Origin of the sequence: Photorhabdus hainanensis, assembly GCF_018448965.1 — a bacterium.
Taxonomy (GTDB): domain Bacteria; phylum Pseudomonadota; class Gammaproteobacteria; order Enterobacterales; family Enterobacteriaceae; genus Photorhabdus; species Photorhabdus akhurstii.
On the sequence record NZ_RCWD01000010.1, the window covers coordinates 41,587 to 60,049 of the forward strand.

At 43.0% G+C, this 18,463-nt stretch carries 27 protein-coding genes; 25 read left to right on the plus strand and 2 right to left on the minus strand.

Annotation, left to right across the window (positions count from 1 at the left end):
• The first annotated feature begins 14 nt into the window (after nucleotides 1–14).
• From EAE92_RS08160 to EAE92_RS08190, 7 genes are all read left to right on the plus strand, one after another.
• On the plus strand, nucleotides 15–323 hold the full coding sequence (locus EAE92_RS08160) for a hypothetical protein (protein ID WP_214067722.1): 309 nt from the start codon (nucleotides 15–17) through the stop codon (nucleotides 321–323).
• Between the two features lie 15 nt (nucleotides 324–338).
• The gene (locus EAE92_RS08165) at nucleotides 339–1,538 is read left to right on the plus strand and encodes a helix-turn-helix domain-containing protein (RefSeq protein ID WP_046975053.1); all 1,200 of its coding nucleotides are present in this window, start codon (nucleotides 339–341) and stop codon (nucleotides 1,536–1,538) included.
• 100 nt (nucleotides 1,539–1,638) lie between these two features.
• Nucleotides 1,639–2,232: a DUF1367 family protein gene (locus EAE92_RS08170; protein WP_214067723.1), complete on the plus strand. Its 594-nt coding sequence runs from the start codon at nucleotides 1,639–1,641 to the stop codon at nucleotides 2,230–2,232.
• A gap of 15 nt (nucleotides 2,233–2,247) precedes the next feature.
• On the plus strand, nucleotides 2,248–2,508 hold the full coding sequence (locus EAE92_RS08175; RefSeq protein ID WP_246545089.1) for a hypothetical protein: 261 nt from the start codon (nucleotides 2,248–2,250) through the stop codon (nucleotides 2,506–2,508).
• Between the two features lie 24 nt (nucleotides 2,509–2,532).
• Nucleotides 2,533–3,048, plus strand: a complete 516-nt coding sequence (locus tag EAE92_RS08180; RefSeq protein WP_214067724.1) for an antiterminator Q family protein — start codon at nucleotides 2,533–2,535, stop codon at nucleotides 3,046–3,048.
• Between the two features lie 179 nt (nucleotides 3,049–3,227).
• The gene (locus tag EAE92_RS08185) at nucleotides 3,228–3,428 is read left to right on the plus strand and encodes a hypothetical protein (protein ID WP_011147645.1); all 201 of its coding nucleotides are present in this window, start codon (nucleotides 3,228–3,230) and stop codon (nucleotides 3,426–3,428) included.
• Between the two features lie 100 nt (nucleotides 3,429–3,528).
• Nucleotides 3,529–4,572: a DNA-methyltransferase gene (locus EAE92_RS08190; RefSeq protein ID WP_214067725.1), complete on the plus strand. Its 1,044-nt coding sequence runs from the start codon at nucleotides 3,529–3,531 to the stop codon at nucleotides 4,570–4,572.
• Between the two features lie 44 nt (nucleotides 4,573–4,616).
• Here the strand turns inward: EAE92_RS08190 and EAE92_RS08195 are convergent, their stop codons facing one another.
• Complete coding sequence (locus EAE92_RS08195) at nucleotides 4,617–5,090, minus strand: YjaA family stress response protein (protein WP_343221383.1); 474 nt, start codon at nucleotides 5,088–5,090, stop codon at nucleotides 4,617–4,619.
• An 88-nt stretch (nucleotides 5,091–5,178) separates the two neighbouring features.
• Between EAE92_RS08195 and EAE92_RS08200 the strand changes: the two genes are divergently transcribed.
• From EAE92_RS08200 to EAE92_RS08220, 5 genes are all read left to right on the plus strand, one after another.
• A complete protein-coding gene (locus EAE92_RS08200) occupies nucleotides 5,179–5,361 on the plus strand; it encodes a phage holin family protein (RefSeq protein WP_011147597.1) in 183 nt (60 codons plus the stop codon).
• On the plus strand, nucleotides 5,345–5,881 hold the full coding sequence (locus EAE92_RS08205; RefSeq protein WP_011147596.1) for a lysozyme: 537 nt from the start codon (nucleotides 5,345–5,347) through the stop codon (nucleotides 5,879–5,881). The genes EAE92_RS08200 and EAE92_RS08205 overlap by 17 nt, the downstream gene beginning before the upstream one ends.
• Before the next feature lie 92 nt (nucleotides 5,882–5,973).
• Nucleotides 5,974–6,435 carry a lysis protein gene (locus tag EAE92_RS08210; RefSeq protein ID WP_214067792.1) on the plus strand — a complete coding sequence of 154 codons (462 nt, stop codon included), beginning with the start codon at nucleotides 5,974–5,976 and terminating at the stop codon, nucleotides 6,433–6,435.
• The gene (locus EAE92_RS08215) at nucleotides 6,432–6,644 is read left to right on the plus strand and encodes a hypothetical protein (RefSeq protein WP_214067727.1); all 213 of its coding nucleotides are present in this window, start codon (nucleotides 6,432–6,434) and stop codon (nucleotides 6,642–6,644) included. Before EAE92_RS08210 ends, EAE92_RS08215 begins: the two co-directional genes overlap by 4 nt.
• Before the next feature lie 213 nt (nucleotides 6,645–6,857).
• Complete coding sequence (locus tag EAE92_RS08220) at nucleotides 6,858–7,436, plus strand: sce7726 family protein (protein ID WP_214067728.1); 579 nt, start codon at nucleotides 6,858–6,860, stop codon at nucleotides 7,434–7,436.
• On the opposite strand, the gene EAE92_RS08225 is transcribed toward EAE92_RS08220, so the two are convergent.
• On the minus strand, nucleotides 7,396–8,499 hold the full coding sequence (locus EAE92_RS08225; protein WP_214067729.1) for a beta family protein: 1,104 nt from the start codon (nucleotides 8,497–8,499) through the stop codon (nucleotides 7,396–7,398). The two genes, EAE92_RS08220 and EAE92_RS08225, sit on opposite strands and share 41 nt — an antisense overlap.
• 402 nt (nucleotides 8,500–8,901) lie before the next feature.
• Between EAE92_RS08225 and EAE92_RS08230 the strand changes: the two genes are divergently transcribed.
• The 13 genes from EAE92_RS08230 to EAE92_RS08290 all read left to right on the plus strand — a co-directional run bounded on the left by EAE92_RS08230 (nucleotide 8,902) and on the right by EAE92_RS08290 (nucleotide 18,412).
• Entirely contained in the window at nucleotides 8,902–9,219 is a 318-nt protein-coding gene (locus EAE92_RS08230) for a hypothetical protein (RefSeq protein WP_214067730.1), read from the plus strand.
• Nucleotides 9,220–9,297: 78 nt separating this feature from the next.
• Nucleotides 9,298–9,954: a terminase small subunit gene (locus tag EAE92_RS08235; RefSeq protein ID WP_246545090.1), complete on the plus strand. Its 657-nt coding sequence runs from the start codon at nucleotides 9,298–9,300 to the stop codon at nucleotides 9,952–9,954.
• A 69-nt stretch (nucleotides 9,955–10,023) separates the two neighbouring features.
• A complete protein-coding gene (locus EAE92_RS08240; protein WP_214067793.1) occupies nucleotides 10,024–11,259 on the plus strand; it encodes a PBSX family phage terminase large subunit in 1,236 nt (411 codons plus the stop codon).
• Nucleotides 11,259–12,764, plus strand: a complete 1,506-nt coding sequence (locus EAE92_RS08245; protein ID WP_214067731.1) for a DUF1073 domain-containing protein — start codon at nucleotides 11,259–11,261, stop codon at nucleotides 12,762–12,764. The genes EAE92_RS08240 and EAE92_RS08245 overlap by 1 nt, the downstream gene beginning before the upstream one ends.
• Before the next feature lie 85 nt (nucleotides 12,765–12,849).
• The gene (locus tag EAE92_RS08250; protein ID WP_214067794.1) at nucleotides 12,850–13,542 is read left to right on the plus strand and encodes a phage head morphogenesis protein; all 693 of its coding nucleotides are present in this window, start codon (nucleotides 12,850–12,852) and stop codon (nucleotides 13,540–13,542) included.
• Nucleotides 13,543–13,559: 17 nt separating this feature from the next.
• Nucleotides 13,560–14,885: a DUF2213 domain-containing protein gene (locus EAE92_RS08255; RefSeq protein WP_214067732.1), complete on the plus strand. Its 1,326-nt coding sequence runs from the start codon at nucleotides 13,560–13,562 to the stop codon at nucleotides 14,883–14,885.
• A gap of 2 nt (nucleotides 14,886–14,887) precedes the next feature.
• On the plus strand, nucleotides 14,888–15,364 hold the full coding sequence (locus EAE92_RS08260) for a structural cement protein Gp24 (protein WP_214067733.1): 477 nt from the start codon (nucleotides 14,888–14,890) through the stop codon (nucleotides 15,362–15,364).
• The gene (locus EAE92_RS08265) at nucleotides 15,364–16,398 is read left to right on the plus strand and encodes a major capsid family protein (protein WP_214067734.1); all 1,035 of its coding nucleotides are present in this window, start codon (nucleotides 15,364–15,366) and stop codon (nucleotides 16,396–16,398) included. Before EAE92_RS08260 ends, EAE92_RS08265 begins: the two co-directional genes overlap by 1 nt.
• Nucleotides 16,399–16,725 (plus strand): hypothetical protein, encoded by a 327-nt coding sequence (locus EAE92_RS08270; RefSeq protein ID WP_214067735.1) that lies wholly within the window; start codon nucleotides 16,399–16,401, stop codon nucleotides 16,723–16,725.
• A 4-nt stretch (nucleotides 16,726–16,729) separates the two neighbouring features.
• Nucleotides 16,730–17,179 (plus strand): DUF4054 domain-containing protein, encoded by a 450-nt coding sequence (locus EAE92_RS08275; protein ID WP_054480091.1) that lies wholly within the window; start codon nucleotides 16,730–16,732, stop codon nucleotides 17,177–17,179.
• Nucleotides 17,179–17,637, plus strand: coding sequence for a hypothetical protein (locus tag EAE92_RS08280; protein WP_011147582.1), 459 nt, complete (start codon nucleotides 17,179–17,181; stop codon nucleotides 17,635–17,637). The genes EAE92_RS08275 and EAE92_RS08280 overlap by 1 nt, the downstream gene beginning before the upstream one ends.
• On the plus strand, nucleotides 17,634–18,005 hold the full coding sequence (locus tag EAE92_RS08285) for a hypothetical protein (protein WP_011147581.1): 372 nt from the start codon (nucleotides 17,634–17,636) through the stop codon (nucleotides 18,003–18,005). The genes EAE92_RS08280 and EAE92_RS08285 overlap by 4 nt, the downstream gene beginning before the upstream one ends.
• A gap of 2 nt (nucleotides 18,006–18,007) precedes the next feature.
• Nucleotides 18,008–18,412, plus strand: coding sequence for a phage neck terminator protein (locus EAE92_RS08290; RefSeq protein WP_246545091.1), 405 nt, complete (start codon nucleotides 18,008–18,010; stop codon nucleotides 18,410–18,412).
• Nucleotides 18,413–18,463 lie beyond the last annotated feature (51 nt).

The following is an 18,463-nucleotide window of genomic DNA, read 5'->3' on the forward strand; positions in this document are numbered from 1 at the left end:
CGAAATATCGCTTATTGATAGCTCAGCTAAATGAAAGAATTGAAGGCTATACTCCAGATCTTTTTAGAGAAGAAGATAGTAAGCATCATAATGACATTAGTACGTTAGGTGTGTTGTTAATAAATATTAATCCACCATATCATGAATCTCAGGCCAGCATGATGGATTTAAGGGTTGTGGTTCCTTTCACCAATCTGAAAGGTTTTCACTATAATAAATCTGTAACGGAGCTGTTAGCGTTCTATTCTGAAGAGAAGAAGATAGTCATTCCTGATATGGTTTTACCTAAGCTCAAGAAGCGCCTGAAGGATCAGGAAAAATAGAATAGGTGAGACATTATGAGAGTGGGAATTTCTGGTTTCCAATCTGAAAGGTTGACACAGATAAGAGAAGCGAGGGGATTATCGAAAATTAACCTTGGTAGGTTAGTAGATCGTTCGCCATCAACTATTACCAAATGGGAAAACGGTAATCATTCCCCCGATGCAGAAGTATTGCATAGCTTAAGTCAGATTCTTAATTGCCCGGTAAGTTGGTTCACAAAGCCTATTGTTAAGTACGAAAAAAAACCAGTATTCTTCCGAACACTTTCAACCACGGCAAAAGACTTATGTATCGCCTCAGAGCGATACATGGGGTGGTTTCAAGAGTTATCATGTAAGATGCAAGAATATCTTGATTATCCAGAGGTTAACATTCCTCATCTTAACGTAAAGGATTACAGAGCGATAGATGATCAATTGATTGAAAGAATGGCTTTTGAGTGTAGGAAAGCTTGGGGATTAGGTATTGCACCGATAGATGATCTATTACTGGTAATGGAGAATGCGGGGATAGTCTGTTCCAGATTTGAACAAGGTAGTTCTGTAATGGATGGCTATTCTCAATGGAATGATTTAGAGAATAGACCGTATGTGGTTTTAGCTAGTGATAAAGATAACTATTATCGTAGTCGATTTGATGCTGCTCATGAATTAGGTCATATAGTCTTACATCGATATATAAATAAATTTGATAATATCAATTTTAATCCAATAGAAGAGCAAGCACATAAGTTTGCGTCGAGTTTCATGCTGCCGGAAGAGTCATTTTCTGTAGAGCTTCCTCCATATCCTACATTGCAGAATTTCATATCTCTAAAAAATCGCTGGGGGATGTCGGCACAATCTATGATCCTTAGAGCGAGAAATTTAGAATTAATATCTTCTCTGGAATATCAGAGGTTATATAAAAATATTTCTGCTAGAGGTTGGCGAAAAGGAGAGCCGCTTGATGATCTTAGAAAACCAGAGTCGGTTCGTTTGTTACCTAGGTGCTTAAATCTATTATTGGATTCTAGAACTTTTAGTAAAAAAACACTTCTTGAGGAATTTGGTTTCCCAAAAGGAGATTTAGAGGATTTATGTTCAGTTCCTAAGGGATTCTTGTCAGAATCACAGGTACTTGATTTCCAATCCAGAATACAATTGAAGAATAGTATTAATATATCTACTACACAACAAGATACAAACGTCGTCAATTTATTTAATAGAAAGTAAAATTGGGAATTAATACTAACACCTGTTATTCTGTTCGTATCGGCCTGAACATCTGATAACCTAAACAAAAGCTGCTGTGTCATAACTTTGAGGATAAGTAATGACGCAGCATAGTTTTATCAAAATTTCGAATGACACCCTGAGACCTGCGACTCCCGCAGCCAGGGAATACCTGCACTCCAAAGTGAAGTGGGGCGATGTGCTCTATGCGGATTTTAAGAAAGCACGTAACCTGCGTTTCCATCGTAAATATTTTGCCCTTCTGAATCTCGGCTATGAATACTGGGAACCTGCTGGGGGTACCATTTCCCCGGAAGAGAAAGCGCTTGTGCGTGGCTACGTACAATTTCTTGCACACTTCGCGGGCAGTGAAGATGTCTTACAATCCGCTGCGGATGAATATCTTGCTGGCATATCTAAAAACCGAGCCCAGAATATTACTGCCACCAAATCCTTTGATGCCTTTCGGCGCTGGGCAACAGTGGAATCAGGGCACTATGACATTTACGAAATGCCCAACGGCAGTCTGTACCGTGAACCTCGTTCAGTCAGTTTCGCCAAAATGGAAGAGATGGAATTTCAGGAACTTTATAAAGATACATTAAACGTGCTTTGGAACTTTATTTTGTATCGCAATTTCCCGACCCGAAACGCCGCTGAACATGCAGCTTCTCAGTTGTCCGATTTTATGTAATGAGAGGCAGAGCCAATGGCTAAAAGTGAAAAACAGTGGCTTTCTAATGTGACATTACTGGGATGTATCTGTTGTCGGAATATGGGGTTGGGAGTAATACTTGCGGAAATTCATCATGTGAGAGCGGTACAAGATATGGCCCAAAGGGCTGCTCATTTCTCCATTCTGCTGCATCCTCGCTATCATCGAGCGTTTGCATCCCACGGGCTTTCATGCGGCACCGAAGGCATGGCAAGCAATCCACAGTATGGCAACGGAACTATTGCCCCAAGTTAAAAGGGAAGTTGAAGAGGTACGGTTATGTCGGGTGTGATATTTTCAACGGATGGGCTGCAATTGACTCAGGCACAAGAAATTTGGTTGCAGGACTGGTTATCCAAGTTCGGTGCATGGGTGTATTCTGGCAGGCTTGATAAACGTCAGAGCAGTATGATTGCTGAGCTTATGGCGACGGTAGAGCTGAGAGGTTATCCAGAACGTCCGATATGCAATGATGATGACGGAATGTTAATCGCTAGGGTAGTAGACCATATTTACTACATTGATCGGGTTGCATTTGGGATGTTGCTTAGTCGATATGTTTATTGTGTATCTGATAGAGCAATTGCCAAACATTATCATGCAACGGTTCAGCCAAGAATTATGATCCGCAGAAATGGTATGTTGCGTAAGCGAAAGCCATCAATGTCAACTTGTCGGCGTGAGGTTGAGGAAATATTAAGAGCAACGGAATATTTGATTTATCAACCATTGCAAGATGCCTTTATAAGACGGGAACAGGAAAGAAAATCAAGACTTTTGTCACGAACGTGTTGACATCTTTGAACTTATGAGCCACTATTTCAGTATATGTTGTGATAGTAGTATTCGTGACTGATAGCCTCGCCCAGTGCGGGGTTTTTTATTGCTTGAAATTCAGATAAGACTTGCTGTTGTCATTGGTCAGAGTTACATGTGTGTCTATGCACAATAACTGACCAAAGGTTTAAATTATCATGCTAAAACATGAAGATATGACAACAACAGCCTCATGTGTTTTAGAAACAGTACCAATGTATGACTGGGTTTCTATTCCCGATGTTTCAACTCTGACGGGGCTATCAACACCGCGTTGCCAATTACTTTTAACTCAATTTTGTCTGGCGGGCTTGATGGAAAGCCGGGACAACGACACTTTTTTCAAGCGTTGCCTTTGATGGGGTGACTTCTTAAGCGGTGAAATGGACGGCTGGTGGAGTTGACGACACCAGCCATTCGCCTGTTCTGTGCTAACCAGAGAGTAAGCTAGTATCGATTATGGAAAATATTGTGAATTTAAGTGGTATCACATTAATTAATGACGACTCTCTACGATTTATCAAAACGTTACCAGACAACTGCATAGACTTAATCGCCACCGATCCCCCCTATTTTCGGGTAAAAGAGTGTGGTTGGGACAGACAATGGGAGGATGTAACAGCTTATCTTGCGTGGCTGGATGAAGTACTGACTGAATTCTGGCGTGTGCTGAAACCCAACGGCAGTTTGTATATGTTTTGTGGTTCGCGTCTGGCGTCTGATACGGAAATCCTTGTTCGTGAACGGTTCAATGTGCTTAACCACATTATCTGGGCAAAACCTTCTGGTCCGTGGCGCAGGCAGAATAAAGAAAGTTTAAGGGCTTATTTCTCTTCTACTGAACGGATCATATTTGCTGAACATTATCAGGGGCCTTATCAACCTAAAGGTGATGGGTATTTCCACAAATGCCGCGAACTTAAGCAATATGTCTTTAAACCGCTTGTGGACTACTTTCGCAATGCACGAAAGGTGTTGGGTGTCACAGCAAAAGAAATTAACGCTGCCACGGGAAAACAGATGGTCAGTCACTGGTTCAGTGATAGCCAGTGGCAATTACCCAATGAAGTGGATTACCAAAAACTGCGGGTATTGTTCGCTCGAATAGCCAGAGAAAAACACCAGAACGGAGAATTAAACAGGCCGTATCATGAGTTAGTAGAATCTCATCTTACTCTGTCACGCCAATATGAGGAATTGAGTCTGGAATATGGGCTGCTGCGCCGTCCGTTCTCGGTGACGGTAGATGTGCCTTATACTGATGTCTGGTCTTTTCCACCTGTTCAGTATTACCCAGGTAAACATCCTTGCGAAAAGCCGGCAGACTTGATGGCGCATATTATCCGATCCAGTAGTCGGGAAGGGGATTTGGTGGCGGACTTCTTTATGGGATCGGGCTCAACACTAAAAGCGGCACTGAAGCTGAATCGTAGGGTCTTGGGTGTAGAATTGGAAGAAGAGTACTTTAACCAAACTAAGCGGGAAATGGGGGTAATAATATGAATAACTACCTCGTTGCGGTGGAGGGGTTATTTGAGTTTCTCTCATTAGTTATTATGGCCAAATAGTGAATTGTTGGATAGTATTTGGCGGATTTCATTGTCAGAAAGTGGTTGTAATCTCGGTGAACAGAGATTAACTTTTTGACTTGAAGTAATACTCTTAGCGAGATCTATATAAGCTCTAAATTCAACTTGGCTGTGTCCACCTTCATTCATTTCCATCGGCTGAATAATCACATGATGGTTTGACAAAAAAAAGTTATACCAAGTATTTTTTCTCACTTTCTTTATTAATTTTTTAAGCAAAAACATTGCAGGTATCATTTGCCCTAGTAATAAACGAGATGTGGTAAAGGGAGTGTCGGGGGTACCAGAGACTTCTTTACCAGTGCTGACGTTGCGAACAACAATTTTATTAATATATAGTCGTATGTGAATTAAGCTCATAAAAATGTGTATGTCAGGTAATTCAAATTTGTTGCAAGTATACGTTCTTCTCTTAATGCAGTGAAGTCTCATGCTTATTGAGTCTTTTAAATCAATACAGGGCAAATCAGCCCAAGTAATTAAATTAACTAAATGATCACTCCATCAGTGGGATGGAATTATGCGTATGGACAAATACACCAGCCCCACTGCATACACTTGGGGCACATTTACAGCAATGCTTGGTGCTCTGTCGCTGAACGACTGGGCCATCATTATTGGCATTATCTGCACTGTTGGCACCTTTGGGGTCAACTGGTACTACAAGCATCGGGAGCTTAGCCGCAATGACAAAGACCAGTAAGTTAAGTGCTGCGGTTATCGGTCTGGTTCTCTCTGGTGCAGGTGCCACGGCGATATTGTCTCAGTTCTTGGACGAGAAAGAGGGTAACCGGCTATCAGCGTATCAAGATGCGGGGGGAGTCTGGACAATCTGCCGAGGTGTTACTCGGATTGATGGAACTCCCGCTCGTCAGGGGATGAGGTTAATGCCGAATCAGTGCCGTGACCTCAATGCACAAGAAGCAAAGCAGGCTATTGCATGGGTAAAACGCAATGTGCGGGTGCCATTAACTGAACCTCAGATAGCAGGTATTGCCAGCTTTTGCCCATATAACATTGGCCCATCGAAATGCTTCTCTTCCACATTCTATAGAAAGCTGAATGCCGGAGATAAGAAAGGCGCTTGTGCTGAGATAAAACGTTGGGTATTTGATAATGGTCGAGACTGTCGACAGACCAAAGGGCAGGCAAACGGCTGTTATGGTCAAGTTGAGCGACGTGCCCAGGAATCGGAATTAACTTGTTGGGGGCTGGATGAGTAGATATTTGTTGGCCAGGATATTGTTTCTGTTTGGTTTCGTTCTTGCTTTGATAGGTAAAGATGGATGGGGCTGGTTTCTGGGGTGTTGTTGCTATGAAATTTAGCTTTCATTGCTACACTATACTAGCGTCGCTCCTTATTTCATTGACAGCGTATTATTATCACTTTGAGTTACAGAAAGAGCAGCATATTACAAAACAGCTGCAATCAGAAATCCAACAGCTTACGGATGCGCTTAATTATCAAAATTCACACATCACTATGTTGCGCGAGCTTGATGTGAAACACATTCAGGAACTTGCTAATGCTAAATCTGAAATTGATGTTCTTCGCAATGATGTTGCCGCTGGTCGTCGCAAGTTGCGCATCCAAGCCACCTGTCCCGTGCGTGAGGCCACTACCTCCGGCGGCGTGGGCACTACAACCACAGTCGAACTCACTGGAGAAACTGGATCAACTGTTCTTGATATCCGAGAAAGCATCATCAATGACCGAGCAAAATTAAGATATTTGCAGGATTACATAAAAACTGAATGTTACAAGGCGACAAAATGAAAACAGAAGTTGATCTGATTTACTTCGAGAAAGACAGAGAAACACAAACACAACCCAGTAAATACTATGTATCGCACAACAATTCAGAGACGATCCTTGACCAAACGCTTATCATCAGCAAAGGCGAATTCGGTAAATACATTGCAAAAATGGCGTTTACTAATTTCCCTGAACTGAAATCAGAGAAAGAGACAGCTCCTTCTAATTGAGGAATAGAACACATTGCCACCTCAGAGCAAATGGTACTGGGGTGGCAGGAGTATGTTAGGGGGCAGTGCATTAACTGAGTATTGGAATTTTTTCTTAAAATAGGCTTTACGTCAGAGGACGAAGAAAAAAATAGTGCTATATATTCAGTTAGCGTTTAAAGTTCCTGACCTCAAAAACGGTTACATTAACACCTTGGAAAGAAAGACAAGATAATGAAAGACATAGACGTGCGGCGTGCTGTTCATTCTAAAATACTGAGGGAGCATCACAAAGATCCAGATACATTGATTATTGACGAGTTCATAATGAGTCTCGGAGCAAGCCGTGCTGATATTACGGTGATTAATGGACTTATGCATGGTTATGAAATCAAAAGTAAAAGTGATAACTTGCTCCGTTTACCATTACAGATTCAATATTATTCATCGGTTATGGATAAGGTAACTCTTGTCGTTTCTGAAACTCACTCTAAGCCAGCAATGGAGATTATTCCTGATTGGTGGGGAGTTAAGATAGTAACGCAAGGTGCAAGAAATGGTATACATTTATATACTGAGCGCCACAATCGCCTTAATCCGTCTATAGATAAAGTATCCCTTTCTATGTTGCTATGGAAAGAGGAAATGCTGGAAATTTTCTCTGATTTAGGTAAAGACCGTGGTCTAAAAAGCAAACCACGGCGTGTATTATGGAATAAATTAGCCGAAACTTTAGATACAGATGAGCTTCGTGATTTGGTCAGGAAAAAGCTTAAAGCCCGTACAAATTGGAGAGCTGAGAGACTACCTTAGTAATATGGTGGTTTTGTCCAATTCTCCTCCAAACTTCTGGACTGCCAAATTTGTAATTTCCCGCAGGATCTTGAAGGTATTGCGTGTATTCTCTCGCGTAATTATCAATATCTCTATCACCTGTAGAGAATGAATTTCCTGAGTATTCAGGGTGGGTCACAATTGCTTTACTATGAGCGCCATACTGTTCATAGCCATATCGATTCGCAACTTGCCCTCTAAATACTAAAAAATCACTATCGGCAGTATATCGAACACTGGCGGTAACACTGGGGAATCGAGTTGCAAGGCGAGAATAATCAGGGTGCTGTATACCATAGTCACTATAAATAACGTTTCTTAATAACTGTCCGCTAGAATGAAGAGCTTGCCACAATGTCCATTCTAAGCGAGTTTGAGAGTAAGTTCCTAACGATATGCCGCTCAAATCAATAGGGAAAGATCCTGATGCTAATGATATAGAACGGAATCTCTGGAGGTTGCTAAAGTTATTAATCAAGCCCAACGCAAGTATTTTGCTATGCTCTGAGCTGACATCACTTTCTGATAGCATATCTCGTAGATCGATAATTATATCAATGTGCTCAGGGGTAATTTGTAATTCATGGATATAATCAGTAATTAGTTGAGGATTGACTAAATCAGTGGTTGTTAATCTGAAGCAAATTTCGCCCTGCACAAGGGTGCTGATAGATTGTTTATAATCAACTGATCTGGTCGGAGATGTTACCGGAATCACTCTAAACCCAGCGTTTCTTGCTTGGATTATCGCATTTTCAATTGGATATGTGTCTGTTGAAGCAATAAATTGCTCTTCGATTAAAATCCCATCTAAAAATACTATAGGAATACCATCACATCCAGAAAGAATTTTTCTCTCAAACCCATTTAACATCTCATTATATGTTTTATCTGGGATATCTGTGTCAGGGTCTATGGGAACTGGCTCAATTTCTAATAGAGGAATAATCTTTGATTTCGTAAAAGTGTCGAGTTGATTTAATGCATTAAATTCAGCTCTTTTGGTCTTTAAAATAGGGATATATGAAATTGTTTCAAGCACTATTTATCTCCTAATTTTGATAAGGTTAAAGAATAGACAGTATATTACCTTTTGTTAGATAACACATAGAGAGCTGGATCGTATTTTCTTAAATAAATGAAGATATGCATTGATAATCGTGATGTTATTCATGTTTCCTCACTAACATAATTTTCTAACGATAAATTCTTATTTCTGTGTCCATTCCCTGAGTAGCTACAGAAATATCCCCATGCCATAACATCCCGTGGTGGCATTTTGTATCTATCGCGTACTAAATAAGATTCCAAAATAGAGCTACATCTTATACTACTCATAATTCTATGTATAACAATGGGTTGAAGAAGACCATGTGTAGCAGAATTATGAAGCGTTATTTAGTGATAATGCTGATATATAATCCTCCCATGCGAGGAGGAAGTGATGTTAAAAATATTCAATTGCGTAAAACTTATCGGATTGATGATTGTTTTTATTTTACCTTGTATTGGGTACTCGGAAACCCAATACGCAGATCCTATGACAACATGTCTAAATGATTATGTCCTTCCTAAATTATCAGCAGACATACTGCCTGAAAAGTTAGTGGATGATGCTTTTATTACGTGCAAATCTCAGGTTGATGAGTGGCTTAAGCCTTTTGAGGCTATTGATAAACGTGAAGAAAACTATAAATCTATGCATGATTTTTATGTTCGAATGGTAAATATCAGACGGAAAGCCGAATTAAACAATAACTGAATGATGATTATTTGTTATTGAATAAATATTACATGTTGACTACCTTCCACGGTGGTTTTTATATTTTAAGGGAAAGAAATGGCAAAAAATACTGACTGGGAGGGAATAGAGCGCGATTACCGTTCCGGCCTCATCTCAATCAGAGAGATTGCCAAAAAGTACGGTATTAGTGATGCCGCAATCCGCAAGAGGGCAAAGACTGAGGAATGGGTTCGCACTATTGTTGAAAGTACGCAGTGCGGACCTGATGCGAACCAAACGGAAAGTCAGGTAGCAAGTAGCACCAGTAATATCTTGGAGTCTGAAAAGTTCGCAGAGAGTTCGCAAGGAACCGCAGGGATTCTAAAGCCGCAATACGAACAGTTTGCTCAAAACATAGCGGCGGGTATGCCGATGAAAGAGGCGGCAATTTGTGCGGGTTACTCTCCAGCCCGTGCTGATTCTCAATCATCCATATTGATACGCAGACCGGAAATAAAAGCCCGCATTCGAGAACTGAGAAACGAAGCGGCGTTGCTTGTTTCATTCAATGCTGGACACCTGGCTGAATTGTCGTTTCGTGCTGGGAAGGAAGCGTTAGCAGATAAGAAATTCGGGCAGGTTGCCCCAAATATTAAAAACGCCGCTCAGCTTACCGGTATCGATATGAGCAGCAATAAAACTGAGGTCAATGTTGATCTCGCTGGTCTGAGTTATGGCAAGGTCTGTTGTCACGCCTGCCAATTGCCCGGCTGATGTCTGGTCAACACATATGGAGAAACTGCGCGAGGGAAAACAGGTAGCCCAGTCATCATAGATGGTGTGCTGTACGCCTTTAGTAGTGACTGGGCGACAGAGGTTTTATATGACCGAGCATTGGGTTCTGTTCGTTGGCGTTGGACATATGGCGGGCGTGGTGGTGGCAAATCGGTAGAGATCGCTCGTGCGCTGGTATTGTTGGGTGCTATAGAGCCAATGACGATTCTCTGTGCCCGTGAATTCCAGAACTCAATCAATGATTCTGTTCTTGCCCTGCTTGAGGCACAAATCATTGATCTTGGACTGTCCCACTTCTATAAGGTCAAAAACAACGAGATTGAAGGTCAGAACGGCACTCGTTTCACGTTTAAAGGTCTTCGCAACAATATTCAAAGCATCAAGTCGATGCATGGCATTAAGATCTGTTGGGTTGAAGAGGCTCAGACGGTATCACAAGATAGTTGGGATATTCTTGGTCCGACAGTTCGCGCCAATAAATCCGAAGTCTGGGTTTCTTTCAACCCCAGAGAAGAGGAAGAGCCAACATACAAACTGATGACCCGGCATCACGAAGATCCCTCTGGCGGCGGCGTTATTATTAGCAAGGTTAATTATTGCGATAATGCTTTTTTCCCTGATGTGCTTAAGCAAGAGATGGAATATTGCAAACGTATCGACTATGAAGCGTATGAGCATATTTGGCTTGGATTACCAAAAGCACTCAGTGAAGCAGTTATTTTCTCTGGCAAGTACCGGGTTGAAGCATTTTCTAATAAGTTGTGGCTAGAGGCCGCCCGGCTTTTCTATGGGGCTGACTTCGGTTTCGCTCATGACCCGTCAACATTAATTCGCTGCTTCATTATCGGTACCAAACTATATATTGAATATGAAGCCTATGGGATAGGTGTTGAATTAGATGAAATGTCCCAGTTCTATGATTCAGTGCCACTTTCTCGCAAATGGCCCATTCATGGGGACAGTAGCCGACCGGAGACAATCAGCTACTTATCTCGTCAGGGGTTCGTTATCGATGGTGCTACAAAGTGGCCCGGAAGTGTCGAAGATGGGATCACTTACCTAAAAGGGTTTGAAGAAATCATTATTCATGAACGCTGTAAGCACATGATTGATGAGGCAAGACTCTATTCATACAAGACTGACCGACTGACCGGTGAAATCCTGCCGGTGGTGCTCGACAAACATAACCATTTATGGGATGCGGTACGTTATTCGCTGGATGGTTATATCACAGGCAAAAACAACCCACTTCGTATATCTAAAAATCTGTTGGGGCGAATTTAATGTTTTTCAAATTCAGACATAAAAAGAAAGCGGAGGCTTTGCCAGTTGAACAGGATATTGATCAAGCATCACCTCAGCCAATGAACATACATCCGGATACTGTCGGATCGATAACAGAGAGAAAAGTAGCTCGGCCTGTTGAACCATACAGGCCCCCTCCCGGTGTTGTTCCTACTGAACAGTTATCCGCATTAATGGCAATGGATTCTACACCTTATGAATATATGACGGGTACAGGTGGTATATCGGGAGATGTGGGTTTCCCCGGTTATCCTTATCTGGCCCAACTGTCACAATTACCCGAATATCGGAAAATGGTCGGCACTATTGCAGGGGAGATGACTCGTAAGTGGATAAAGCTAACGTCAGTGGGGGATAATGACAAATCAGATAAAATCAAAGCGCTTAATGAGGCTATTGAAAAATTCCACGTTCGTGAACGGTTAAAAAAAGCCATTGAACATGATGGTTTTTTTGGGCGAGGTCAGATTTACATTGATGTTCGCACGTCAAGAGGCGTGCTTGCTGCAACCGATCCGGTTGAACTTGAGTCTAGATTATTTCTGTCACCCAAAAAAATCACAAAGGGGAGTCTTATTGGCTTTAACGTCATTGAGCCAATATGGACATATCCGGGGATTTATAACGCTAGCAACCCGTTGAGCAATGATTTCTATAAGCCGTCAAGTTGGTATGTGATGGCAAAAACTGTACATGACAGTCGTTTGATTACATTTATCACCCGGCCATTAACCGATATGTTTAAACCTGCGTATAATTTCGGCGGCTTATCACTGACTCAGATTGCAGAGTCTTATGTACAAAACTGGTATAGGACACGTGATAGCGTATCTGATTTGATCCATTCATTCTCTGTGTCTGGATTTAAAACCAATCTTCAATCGACGTTGCAAGGACAGGCGAAGAATCCCGATCAGTTAATTTATCGTGCAGAATTGTTTAACAAGATGCGTGATAACCGAGGGGTAATGATGCTGGATAACGAAGAGGAGTTTTTCCAGTTCAATACACCGCTAAGTGGCCTTGATTCACTGCAAGCCCAGTCTCAGGAACATATGAGTTCAGTCAGTAGCATACCGTTAGTGATTTTTACAGGTATCACACCAAGCGGGCTAAATGCGTCATCTGATGGGGAAATCCGTGTTTTCTATGACTTCATTGCTACCTTGCAAATGTTAGTGAAAGATGGATTGGCACGAATGATTGATATTATTCAGTTATCCGAATTTGGCGAAATTGATCCTGATATTAGCTTTACATTCGAGCCGCTGTATCAAATGAATGATGAACAAAAAGCCAGCATACGTAAGACCGATGCAGATACTGATTCAGTATTAATTGCTGCAAATGTGATTAGCACAGATGAAGCTCGCGAACGTCTAGCCAACGATGAAAACAGCCCGTATCACTCTCTGGAAATCAATGATGAAATCGACAAAGAAGACGACATCGAAGAAGAGGGCAACACGGAAAACATCATCTGATCCCCTTCAAACACTCCGACAAATTAAACCTAATGCCGGTGTTCGGGTGTGGTACAGCAAGCAGTTATATAAGCTGGTGGATGAGATGAATAACTCGGTGATTTACTGGGTATCCGCCAATTATAAGAACAGCGGTGCAGTAATGGCAATGGATGTTAGCCCGGAGATGTTGATGCGTTCAGCAATGCGAAAATTAACCCGGCGTTGGTTAAAGCAGTTTGATGTTTTAGCTGATAAGCTGGCGAAAAAATTCACGGCTTTATCAATGGACAACATGGATGCCTCGTTAAATCATGCGTTAGATGCGGCACATATTTCGATACCGTTCACGATGACGACAGAAATGAATAACGCGCTACAGACGGTCATTGGTGAGAATGTTGGGTTGATTAAAAGTATTCCACGGCAATATTTATCCCAAGTTGAAACGCTAGTGATGCAATCAGTAGCAAGGGGGCGTGATCTTGGAACGTTGACAAAAGCCTTGCAAGAGCGTTACGACATTACTAAGCGCCGAGCAGCCCTGATTGCTCGTGACCAGAACAACAAAGCGACTTCTGTTATGCAATCTGCCCGGCAGCGCTCAATCGGTTTTAAGACGGGCATTTGGCGGCACAGTCATGCAGCAAAAAAATTTCGTCAATCACACTTGAAAGCGGATGGTAAAGAGTTCGATTTATCAAAAGGGCTTTATATTGACGGAAAATGGATCATGCCTGGTGAAGAAATCAATTGCGGGTGTGGTTGGCAGGTCGTCATTCCTAAACTAACCAACTAATTAATCCGAGAAATATTATGAATCACGGTCTGGCGTTAGATCGGGCTTCTGTACGCTCATACGACAGAGATGGGCGTTTGCATGTTGCTGAAAGTCCTATCTCTAAGGCGACGGTATCATCGTATTACGGAAGAGAAATCCCGAACTGGCAAGGGTTAAGGCTTGATCCTAATCGTATCTACAAACTGTTGCGTGCCCCTGATGAATTAGAGAAAGGGGTTGCAACTTTCAATAACCTGCCGTTATTGAAAAAACACATTCCCGTCACGGCGGCCAAACCTTCAACAGAATTGATTGTCGGTACAACGGGATCAGATTCCATGTTCGATGGTACATACCTGAAAAACAGCCTGGCAATTTGGGATGCTGAATCTATAGCGGGTATTGAATCGGATGAACAAAAAGAATTGTCAGCGGCGTATCACTACGTCGCTGATATGACCCCCGGCATGTATGACGGCATTCATCATGATGGCGTTATGCGCGATATCGTCGGGAACCATGTCGCTCTTGTTGAAGAAGGGCGAGTCGGTGCAGATGTTGTTGTCTGCGATTCCCTCCCTCTGGAGTTAAAACACATGAAGTTAAATAAAAAAATGGTGGCTGTCGCTGTACGTGCGGCGCTGGGGGCATACTTGCAGCCGAAATTAGCACAAGATGCTGCACCAAAAGAAATTGCCTCATTACTGAAAGCGGGTGGTAGCGCGAAAAGTATAGCGGAAGCGGCGAAAAGCAAATTCGGTACACTTCTGGCTCAGGATATGGAAATCGACTCAGCGGAGCTTGCCTCAATCATTGAAGCTGTTGCTGATGATGCGGAGACACAGGAGCCTGCGGAGTTACCCGCGCAGGACGATGATATCTGTGCGCAAGTACTTGAACTGCTTGCGGGTAAATTGCCAGAGGAAGACTTGGAAAAAATCCGGGCGTTAATTTCAGGCACTCCCGCGCAAGACGATGATCCCGATAATAAACCAGAACCAAAGGAAGAGGATAGCGTCAGTAAGCCCGCAATGGATGCTGCTATTCGTGCAGCTACTCGAAAGGCAGAAAAAGACACAGTGAATCACATTAATGCTATTCGCATTGCTGAGGCTGAGGTTAAACCCCTCATCGGTGATGTAGTAGCAATGGATTCTGCTGACGAAATTTACAAGGTTGCGCTTGATGAGGTGGGTGTTGATACAACCGGCGTTCATCCGTCCGCTTATCGCTCTTTAGTGAAAATGCAGATCGGCATAGCAGAATCAGCAAAACTTAAAGCCCGCCTAGCAATGGATTCTGCTGCTATAGATTCTTTTGAAAAACGTTTTCCCACCGCATCTGAATTAGTGAGGATTTAACTATGGGTTTTCCGAACAAAATTAATCACTATCCAGCCCCCGGCATTGAGGGAGCATTTGCCAGTACTAACCCTAGCGCCACTTTGTTAGCAAGGGACGGCACGCTGATTGCGGGTAACGATGGAGTAACTGTTGGGCGTTTTGCCTGGGTGATTGATGGTGTTGTTTCGAACAAGGGGGCGGGTGCCCCGTCTGGTTTTGTGGGGCGTGACGGACAAGCGTCTATCACTCTTTGGTTGGGAGAAGCATCCATGCTGATCCAACCCGGACGTGAAGTCACTTTATTTACTGCGGGTGATTTTACGGTACGAACAAGCACTCCCGCAAAAGTTGGGGATAAGATTTACGCATCCTTAAAAACGGGTGAGGTGCAGGCCGCCGCAGCGGGAAAAACTATCACTGATTTTATCGAAACTAAATTCGTTGCCGGTACTGCTGCTGGTGCGGGTGAATTAGTCAAAATGGGGACCTGGAGCTAATGAAACGACATACAGATTTTCAATATATTGAAGGGGAATACGGCATTGTAGTACCACAGGCCGTCGATTACTTAAATCCCCAATATGCTCGTAACTATACGTTAGCTATGGATGCACAGCCAGCTATGGTGACCGTGAGTAACGCCGGTGTTCCTGCGTATCTGACTAACTATCTCGATCCTGAGTTGGTTCGTGTGTTGGTCACGCCGATGAGAGCGGCTGAAATTATCGGTGAAAATAAAAAAGGTGACTGGACAACGCTGACAACCCAGTTCCCGGTTGAAGAATCAACGGGTGAAGTGAGCTCATACGGTGATCACAGCAATAACGGCATGTCAGATGCTAACGTGAATTGGGTGGAACGCCAGAGCTATCATTTCCAAACATTTACTGTCTGGGGGGAGCGTGAGCTGGATATGTACGGTACGGCCCGTATCAATCGAGCAGCGCAACTTAACACCGCAAGCGCATTAACCCTAAACAAGTTTATGAACAAGTCTTATTTCTATGGTATTGCGGGGCTTAAAAACTATGGACTGTTGAATGATCTGGGGTTAAGCGCACCGGTGGTACCGGCTGCAAACGGAAAATCCAATGGTACAACGTGGGAAACCAAAGATGGGCAGGCAATTTATGACGATATTTCCCAACGCCTATTTAAACAGCTTACAAAACAAACGGAAGGGTTGGTGGAACGAACAGAGCCATTGAAACTTTGCATGTCGCCAACAGCGGAAGTCAATCTGACAAAAACTAACCAGTACAACGTTAATGTTACCGATCAATTGAAAAAGAATTTTCCGAATCTGACGATTGAAACGGCGGTTGAATACAGTACGGAAGCGGGGGAACTGGTTCAATTGATTGCTGATACGCTTGATGATGAAAAAACGGCTTATGCCTCATTTACTGAAAAAATGCGGGCACATGCGGTTGTTGTGAGCTCATCCAGTTTTAAACAAAAGAAATCAGCCGGTACGTGGGGTGCGATTATTCGTTATCCACACGCTATTGCACAAATGTTGGGGGTTTAAATGGTGGCAGTCATTGTGGGGTGTAAATTGCCTCACGGGTTAACGATTGAAATTGATGGGAATAGTGTGACGCTAAACGGGATAAATTCATCAACAATTATTGGTGGTTATGGGCTGACATATGATGTTGATAAAGCGTTTTTTGACAAATATCTGGAGCTCTATGCAGATACGGAATTGGTCAAAAATGGGCTTATTTTTGCCCAGGAAAAACTCAAAGAGGCTCGGACGGAAGCTGAGGAAAAAGCCGGGTTAAAGAACGGGTTAGAGCCTATCGATCCCCAAAAACCGGGTAAGAATATCGAGCAGCGAAAAGAAGAGGATTAAGCTAATGGGCTTTGTTGTCGTTTTTGATGTCGTGAAATTTCGCACTCGTTACCCGGAGTTTTCTTCTATCAGTGATGTCCTGCTGGATACCTATTTTATTGAAGCAACACTCTATCTTAACAATACGGCCCAAAGTCCAGTTAGTGATCTTGAACAACGAATACTGTTGTTGAATATGCTTGTTGCTCATATTGCCGAACTTAATCGTTTATCTGTTAGCGGAACAGCGGCCAATCCGCTCGTGGGGCGAGTTAGCAGCGCAAGTGAGGGATCTGTTTCCGTTTCGGCTGATATGGGCGTTGTGAGTGAACGTGCTGCTTGGTTCTTGCAGACAAAATACGGGGCTATGTACTGGCAGGCAACAGAGCAATATAGAATTATGCGTTACGTCCCCGGCAGCTCTCCCTCTCACTATCCGTCATATTACTATCCACGGACTCAATGGAGACGCTAATGTCGAACAGTATCAAGGGCGGTGATGCAGCAAAACGCTACTTAAAGCAATTAGCTAAAAGAGTGGGTGAAGGCCAAAAATTGCGGGTTGGTTTTTTCAAAGACGCGACTTATCCCGATGGCACCTCAGTTGCAATGGTGGCAATTAGTAACGAGATTGGCGATCCGAGGCGTAATAGGCGACCCCGTCCGTTTTTTCGTAACACTATCAACGAACATGCTAATGAATGGGGTGATGTGCTTGCACAGGGCCTGAGTGCTAACGATATGAATGGGGATGCAGCGTTACGGATGACCGGGGAAGTTATCAAGGGGCAAATTCAACAATCTATTCGTTCTTTCACTTCACCGGCTAATAAAAAATCCACTATAGCTAAAAAGGGATTTGATGCGCCGTTACGTCACACCAAACACATGCTGAACAGTGTTGATTATGTGATTGATGAGGGGAACGAATGAACCTGCACAATATTGTATCTGGTGCTGTTGGGGTTGTTAATCCGCACTCACCTGGAGAGATACGGGTAAGTGTGGGATATGATATTGCACCCAGTGGTAAGCAAGTCCCGCGCTACATTACAACACCCGTTACCGCACAAATCCAGCCACTGACTTTTACTGATCTACAACATACGAACGGCTTGAATATTCAGGGCATGCTCAAAGCGGCTTATGTGAATGGCAATTTTAATGCCGTCAACCGCCCCAGACAGCAAGGGGGTGATCTGTTGATTATTAATGGTGAAGAGTGGTTGATAGTGCAGATTTTGGAAGAGTGGCCGAATTGGTGCAAATTCGCTGTTACATTGCAGCGTGGGGAACAATAGTGGTGACGATAAGTGTAACGCAAGACGATATAACAACCGCATTACGCGGTTTTTTAATGGCCTTAATACCCAGGCGTAGCGTTATTTTGTCTCAGATAAATCGCTCACCGATGCCAGATGGCGATTTTATTGTTATGACACCATTGAACAGCACGGGTTTATCAACAAGTGTAGTGATCTATAACGCACCAACAGCGGCAGGTATGGGAAAAAGTCTAATCACTCGGACGACACGCTGGACATGTCAAATTGACTGTTACGGTCAGTTCGCTCATGAGGATGCTCACATTATTGCAATGACGGTGCGCACTGAATATGCGATTGAGCTATTCAAGAGGTCAGGTGTCGATATGGCACCACTTTATGCCAGCGACCCGATTCAGACGACGATGATTAATGGTGAATAGCAATATGAGTCGCGTTGGACATTTGAATTTACTGCTCAAATCAACCCTGTT

Bases quoted from the DNA above. Each gene is read 5' to 3' on its own strand.
- EAE92_RS08165 (WP_046975053.1), top strand. From the start codon at position 339: ATGAGAGTGGGAATTTCTGGTTTCCAATCTGAAAGGTTGACACAGATA.
- EAE92_RS08170 (WP_214067723.1), top strand. From the start codon at position 1,639: ATGACGCAGCATAGTTTTATCAAAATTTCGAATGACACCCTGAGACCT.
- EAE92_RS08175 (WP_246545089.1), top strand. From the start codon at position 2,248: ATGGCTAAAAGTGAAAAACAGTGGCTTTCTAATGTGACATTACTGGGA.
- EAE92_RS08180 (WP_214067724.1), top strand. From the start codon at position 2,533: ATGTCGGGTGTGATATTTTCAACGGATGGGCTGCAATTGACTCAGGCA.
- EAE92_RS08185 (WP_011147645.1), top strand. From the start codon at position 3,228: ATGCTAAAACATGAAGATATGACAACAACAGCCTCATGTGTTTTAGAA.
- EAE92_RS08190 (WP_214067725.1), top strand. From the start codon at position 3,529: ATGGAAAATATTGTGAATTTAAGTGGTATCACATTAATTAATGACGAC.
- EAE92_RS08195 (WP_343221383.1), bottom strand. From the start codon at position 5,090: ATGAGACTTCACTGCATTAAGAGAAGAACGTATACTTGCAACAAATTT.
- EAE92_RS08200 (WP_011147597.1), top strand. From the start codon at position 5,179: ATGCGTATGGACAAATACACCAGCCCCACTGCATACACTTGGGGCACA.
- EAE92_RS08205 (WP_011147596.1), top strand. From the start codon at position 5,345: ATGACAAAGACCAGTAAGTTAAGTGCTGCGGTTATCGGTCTGGTTCTC.
- EAE92_RS08210 (WP_214067792.1), top strand. From the start codon at position 5,974: ATGAAATTTAGCTTTCATTGCTACACTATACTAGCGTCGCTCCTTATT.
- EAE92_RS08215 (WP_214067727.1), top strand. From the start codon at position 6,432: ATGAAAACAGAAGTTGATCTGATTTACTTCGAGAAAGACAGAGAAACA.
- EAE92_RS08220 (WP_214067728.1), top strand. From the start codon at position 6,858: ATGAAAGACATAGACGTGCGGCGTGCTGTTCATTCTAAAATACTGAGG.
- EAE92_RS08230 (WP_214067730.1), top strand. From the start codon at position 8,902: ATGTTAAAAATATTCAATTGCGTAAAACTTATCGGATTGATGATTGTT.
- EAE92_RS08235 (WP_246545090.1), top strand. From the start codon at position 9,298: ATGGCAAAAAATACTGACTGGGAGGGAATAGAGCGCGATTACCGTTCC.
- EAE92_RS08245 (WP_214067731.1), top strand. From the start codon at position 11,259: ATGTTTTTCAAATTCAGACATAAAAAGAAAGCGGAGGCTTTGCCAGTT.
- EAE92_RS08250 (WP_214067794.1), top strand. From the start codon at position 12,850: ATGAATAACTCGGTGATTTACTGGGTATCCGCCAATTATAAGAACAGC.
- EAE92_RS08255 (WP_214067732.1), top strand. From the start codon at position 13,560: ATGAATCACGGTCTGGCGTTAGATCGGGCTTCTGTACGCTCATACGAC.
- EAE92_RS08260 (WP_214067733.1), top strand. From the start codon at position 14,888: ATGGGTTTTCCGAACAAAATTAATCACTATCCAGCCCCCGGCATTGAG.
- EAE92_RS08265 (WP_214067734.1), top strand. From the start codon at position 15,364: ATGAAACGACATACAGATTTTCAATATATTGAAGGGGAATACGGCATT.
- EAE92_RS08270 (WP_214067735.1), top strand. From the start codon at position 16,399: ATGGTGGCAGTCATTGTGGGGTGTAAATTGCCTCACGGGTTAACGATT.
- EAE92_RS08275 (WP_054480091.1), top strand. From the start codon at position 16,730: ATGGGCTTTGTTGTCGTTTTTGATGTCGTGAAATTTCGCACTCGTTAC.
- EAE92_RS08280 (WP_011147582.1), top strand. From the start codon at position 17,179: ATGTCGAACAGTATCAAGGGCGGTGATGCAGCAAAACGCTACTTAAAG.
- EAE92_RS08285 (WP_011147581.1), top strand. From the start codon at position 17,634: ATGAACCTGCACAATATTGTATCTGGTGCTGTTGGGGTTGTTAATCCG.